The sequence below is a fragment of the Mitsuaria sp. TWR114 genome (assembly GCF_007997345.1).
This window is the reverse complement of the sequence record NZ_VOSR01000809.1, coordinates 1-2,001: the sequence shown is the minus strand read 5'-3', so window position 1 is coordinate 2,001 and position 2,001 is coordinate 1. Positions and strand designations below refer to the sequence as shown.

At 71.6% G+C, this 2,001-nt stretch carries 1 protein-coding gene; it reads right to left on the bottom strand.

Annotated features, from left to right (window positions below):
• Window positions 1-1,614: diguanylate cyclase (locus tag FUT87_RS24455; RefSeq protein WP_186830741.1), on the bottom strand; the 1,614-nt coding region annotated here is incomplete at its 3' end.
• Window positions 1,615-2,001 lie beyond the last annotated feature (387 nt).

Genomic DNA, 2,001 nt, shown 5'->3' with positions numbered 1-2,001 from the left:
CTCGTCGCCGCCCAGGCGGGCCACGATGTCGTTGGCGCGCAGCGTCTGCTGCAGCCGCTCGGCCACCTGCCGGAGCACCTCGTCGCCGGCCTCGTGGCCATGGCGGTCGTTGACCGGCTTGAAGCCGTCCAGGTCGAGGTAGCAGACCGCCAGTCCCCGGTCCGCCCGCAGCGCGGCGGCCTGGGCGTCCACCAGCTTCTCCTCGAAGAGCCGCCGGTTCGGCAACCCGGTCAGCGCATCGCGGAAGGCCATGCCGTAGGCCTTCTCCTCGCTCTGCTTGAGCGCGTCGATGTCGACCAGCATCCACAGACTCTCGTCCTCGGAGACCAGGCTGCCGCTCAGGTCGATCCACAGCGGCGTGCCGTCCTTGCGGCGCATCTGCACCTGCGTGCGGAAGCGGCCGCCGGCCCGCAGCGCCGCGTAGCCGACCCGGCCGATGTGGTCGAAAGTGGCCTCGTCCAGGTAGAGCTCGCGCATCGACTGGCCGCGCAGCTCGCCCGGCGCATAGCCCAAGATCCGGCCCAGCGCCCGGTTGTCCCAGAGCACCACGCGGTCCTTCAGCCGCGCCATGCCGATCAGGTCGTTCTCCAGCATCAGCGCCTGCTCGCGGGCGGTGCGGTCGGCGGCCAGCCGGCCGTCATGCTCGCGCTTCTGGCCGCGGTAGAGCAGCACCGAGATGCCGCCGATCAGACCCACCATCAGCGCGACCAGCCCGGCGAGTTCCGCGCATTGCCGGTACCAGGCGCCGAGGTACTCCCCGGTGCTCAGGCCGGCGTACATCGTGAACGCGTAACCCGGCACGCGGCGGTAGGCGGTGATGCGCTCGACGCGGTCCAGCGCGGTGGTCGTCACGTACCAGCCGCGGTCGGGATTGCGCTTGAGGTTGGCGCGCAGGGCGTCGGAGACGATGGCCTCGCCCAGGCCCTTGACCGAGCCGGGCTCCGACACGGAGTGGCGCGCGACCAGCAGGAAGCTGTCGTTCGTGCGCATCGCCATCGCGCCCGAACGGCCGAGCTCCATGCCGGAGAAAAGCTGGGCGAAGTGGGCCGAGGTCAGCTCGGTCAGCACGATGCCGTCGAACTGGCCGTCCGCGTTGATCAGGCGACGGGCGGCCACGATGCACCACTCGCCGGTGACGCGGCAGCGCAGCGGCTCGGACACGACGGTGGCGTCGCGGCGCGCGCCGCGGTCGAAGTAGCTGCGGTCGCCCAGGCGGATCGGCGTCGTGGGCGGCGCCTCGCCGTGAACCAGCACCTCGCCCGTCGCATCCGCCACCCGCAGGGCGCTGACGTGCCTGAGCAGCTCGCGCTGCTCGTCGAGCATCTGCGCCAGGACGCGGGTCCGGTCGGCGGCGTGCGCCGTCTTCGCATAACGCTCGGCCACCGTGGCCAGCGCGTTGTCGATCAGGCGCAGCTCGGCGGCGACCTCGCCGCTCATGCTCGCGGCCAGGTTCTCCGCGGTCAGCTGCGCCGCGCTTTCGTCGCCTTCCCGGGCATTGCGCAGGCTCAGCCAGGCGGCCGCGCTCAGGGTCAGCGCCAACGCCAGGTTGCCCGCCACCAGCCAACGGCGCAGCCGGGCCGGGGAAGTCGTTCCAATCGCGCGTCGATCGAGCATGGGGGTCCTTTGAGGCGGAGCCCCGGGCATGGCGATCCAGGCCGGCGGGTCCGTGTCGCCGTTGTACGGGCGTCTCGATCGGCGCGCCATCCAGCACCGGATGAACCTCGTGTAGGTCGATCCACGACGGGCGTTACCCTTTTGCCTCCGTTCGCTGTCCATTTCCGCCCTCTCCCTCCCCCGCTTCCGCCCCTGTCCCGTCCCGAGCGCCGGCGGCCACGGAGCACCAGGAGAAAACTCACGATGCACATTCCCACCCTCGAATCGGAACGCCTGGTCCTGTCGCCCCCGGACCGCCGCTGCGAGGACGCCTACCGGCGCTTCTATGCCGATGCCGACGCGTCGGGCGCCTACGGCGGCCCGCTGGCGCCGGCGGCCATCTGGTCG